This is a genomic window from uncultured Sutterella sp. (genome assembly GCF_937923675.1).
In the GTDB taxonomy this organism is placed as follows: domain Bacteria; phylum Pseudomonadota; class Gammaproteobacteria; order Burkholderiales; family Burkholderiaceae_F; genus Sutterella.
In genome coordinates this window covers 1-3,527 of record NZ_CALDXB010000058.1, presented here as the reverse complement: position 1 = coordinate 3,527, position 3,527 = coordinate 1, and the positions used below count along the sequence as shown (strand labels likewise).

General features: G+C 55.6%; 2 protein-coding genes. Both read left to right on the top strand.

The window, feature by feature from the left end:
• Positions 1-482 precede the first annotated feature (482 nt).
• Complete coding sequence (locus Q0106_RS06890; RefSeq protein WP_297610733.1) at positions 483-2,399, top strand: autotransporter outer membrane beta-barrel domain-containing protein; 1,917 nt, start codon at positions 483-485, stop codon at positions 2,397-2,399.
• Between the two features lie 11 nt (positions 2,400-2,410).
• On the top strand, positions 2,411-3,527 hold a 1,117-nt coding region (locus tag Q0106_RS06885; protein ID WP_297610730.1), incomplete at its 3' end, for an OmpA family protein.

Genomic DNA, 3,527 nt, shown 5'->3' with positions numbered 1-3,527 from the left:
TGAAAATTGCAAAGAGAAGCACTCATTAACTTTTCGGATTCTGCGATCGCCCTGTAGAGGACCCAACCAATGCGAATTTAGCGCGGGAACGTACGGTTAATGTTGCCAAAAATTTTACTGTAGAGGTTAATCCATCGAAAAAGTTAGATTCTCTTTGGAAGTCTCGCGCCATTGAAGCAATGGGTAATTCCACAGCGAATATTAATGTTGAAGGTGATGATAATAACTATGTTTTCGTAAATGGAGATTTGCATACAAGTAAGGCTTTAGCGACAGATTTAAAATTTGAATTCCCATCTGCCCAGTACATTGGGTTTACTGTGCATGTCCTTTCTTGGGCGCCTCGCTCTTGGGGTGTTGAGTTAAGTCTTCCATACCAAGACATAGGATCTGTTGAGGATAGTCCGGTTGTCAGTGAAGAAACTGGTGATGTTGACGATGTCGTCCCTCCCTACATCGAAGAAGGCCGCATCAACTTCTTCATGAAGAAAGCCAGTTCCTACCTCATAGGCGCCGCCAACGGCAACATCGACATGGAGGTTGGGTCCGGCACGCTCTGGACTGTTACCGACGACAGCATCTTCAAGAATCTGCGGGCCACTGGCGGCACGATCGACCTGCATCACGCAGAGAACCGCTGGTCTGACGAAAATCCCTATCAGTACCTGGAAGTCAAGTCGATTACGGATCAGGCGCATTCCGGGATTCAGACCGCGAGCGCAGCTGCTGCGCCGGGAGAGGGAAGTCTCTTCATTCTCAATACGGACATCCTCGCCGATCTTGAGAAAGACGGCGTGGAGGTGCTCTCTTTTGACGGCGTGACTTTCTATAAGAAGGACGCTAGCGACGGGATCATTACTCAAGGCAAGCTCGAGAACGGCAGATTCACGGCAGACGGGAGCTATCAGTTCAATGGTGCAAACGGCAGAAAAGTCCCCATCGAGCTTACCGGCTTCTTACTTGACGAAGCCAATGCCCGCATGCGTCACGACATCAGGTTCGGCGACTTCCTTCACTTCAGAAGCACGGGCGGCACGACCGATGAGCATTACCGCGTCCGCATCAACGATGAAACGATCGCTGATGGATCCATCGACTACCAGGGCCGGGTGCTTAAATTTGCAACGACGCCGTCGAACGTGAAGCTCACGGGCGACTGGACGACGCTCGATACGACGGCCTTCAAGTACAAGCCGAAAATCTGGAAGACCACGCATACCGACAGCTACGTTGATGCGGCCGGGAACATTCTTGAGCTCTCTGGCGGTCCCCTGGACGACAACGGGAAAATCAAGGGGGCGGTGAATTCCACGCTCTTCGAGCGCGACGATTACGACAGGATCGTGGAAGTGGATAGCCTTGAATCCACGGAATCCGATCCCGATGCTCTCGACATTTCTACCGGCATGACGGACTACTGGGTCTCCGGCTACACGAAAGAGATCAACGACCCCGGTAAGACCACAACGGCCATTGCGGGAATCAGCTTCAACCCGATCTATCTGAGCACGCTCAGGAAGCGCCTCGGAGAAGTGCGCTACGGCGCTCAGGATGGTCTCTGGGCCAAGGCCATGATGATGAAGGATTCCGTGGGCGGCATCGCCTCGAAGGGCTACGACCAGGATCTCTACGGCGTGAGCTTCGGTTACGACCATCTCGTGCGCAATACCGAGGAAGGCCTCTGGCTCCTCGGCGCCAACATCCGCCAGGCGCATGCCGAACAGGATCTGATGGACGGTCAGGGGTCGGGCAAAACCGATGCGATCGGTCTCAACGCTTATGCGACATGGGCGAACTACCAGGGCGCTTACGCGGACTTCGTGCTCTCGGCCGACCATTACCGTCAGAAGCTTTCCACTGTCGGCGAACATGGAAAGATCACGGGCAAATACAACACCCTCGGCTGGGGCGCCTCGATCGAAGTGGGCCATATGTTCCACACGACGAGAAACGACCTCTCGTGGGGGCCCTGGTACAACTCGTGGTGGCTTGAGCCTCAGCTCCAGCTCGCCTTCTATCGCGTTGAAGGCGAAAAGTACACGCTCTCCTCCGGCGGCAGGATCCGGCAGAAGGATGCCGATTCGCTCATCGGCCGCGCCGGCATCGTGATTGGTAAGAAATTCAATTACGGCGAGGATCGGGAGGAAATCGACCGCCGCTATTCGCAGCTTTATCTGAAGGCGGGCGTCAAGCACGACTTCCTCGGGGACCGCACCGTCTGGTTCGGAAGCGACCGCTTTGACGGCGAAGTGGCCGGGAAGACGACTTTCTACTATGGGCTCGGCGGCGACTGGCAGTTCAACGAAAGCATGCGTCTTTACGGACAGTTCGAACGGGAAACCGGCGACGACTATGAGAAGGACTACGAAGTCTCGGTCGGTCTCAAGTACGAGTTCTGAGGAGAAAGATGATGCATACGAAATTGAAGATCGCCATCCTTGCTGCGTTCTCTGCCGCCGCGTTCGCTGCTGCACCAGCACATGCCGTTTATTCCGTCTATTCCGACCCCGACTGCGGTCCGAAGGTTGAAAGCTCCGCCTGGTTCATCGACTATTCGGGCACGATGCAGGAAAAGTTGAAGGAACCCGAGGAGAAGTCCTATCCGGACTGGGCAAAGGGGAAGGAAAAGGAATACGACGCCCTTTATGACTACCGCAAGGTCGTGCTTGCGAAGAACCTCCTTCTGAAGCTTCGCCGGATGCTCCCGACAGAGGCCGGGATCCAGGTAGCCGCCGGCACCATGGCGCCCCATACGCTCCCCGTGGGCTTTAAGGATGACTTTGAAGAGAAGGTCGGGCGGCTGCCGGAACGACTTGAAGTTTTCGGGCGCATGACGAATCCCGGCGAAGGGCTGATGGATTACGAAATGCGCCTTGAGCGCTATGCGGAGTCGGAGAAAGAACTTCAGCGCGAAACGGCGGAGCTTCTTCGCAAAAAGAGCGCGCTTCTCTTCTTCACCGACGGCGATGAGGTGAATCGCGGGCGCCTTTTTGAAGAAGGCTGGAAGGTCTTCCATGAACAGGAACCGCTTGCCAAGCCCGTTCTCGTTGCCTTCACGGACGACGAGGAGACGGAAAGGGAAGTCAACCGACTCGCCGAAGTCGTTCCCGGCCTCATCACGGCGGACGCGCGCGAGCTTCTCTTGAACGACGAATCGATGGCGGCCTTCATCGCGAAGGTCTTCTATACGCCGTGCCTCGACTTCACGCTTTCAGCCGATACGCTCTTTGCGTTCGACAAGCATGTTCTGAAGCCCGAAGGCATTGCGGAAATCCGCCATGTCGCCGAAGTGCTCGCGAAGGAAAGGAAGATCATCGATCAGCTTCACATCCGCTTCTCGATCACGGCGCATACGGACCGCATCGGCACGTATGAATACAACGATCGACTCTCGGAGCGCCGCCTCAACACTGTTCTCAGACAGCTTGAGAAGGAAGGCGTCGACATGTCGCTCTTCGTGATCCGGCGTGCTGAAGGCGAATATCACCCGGTGACGGGCGACGCCTGCAAGGGACTCTGGAACCAGG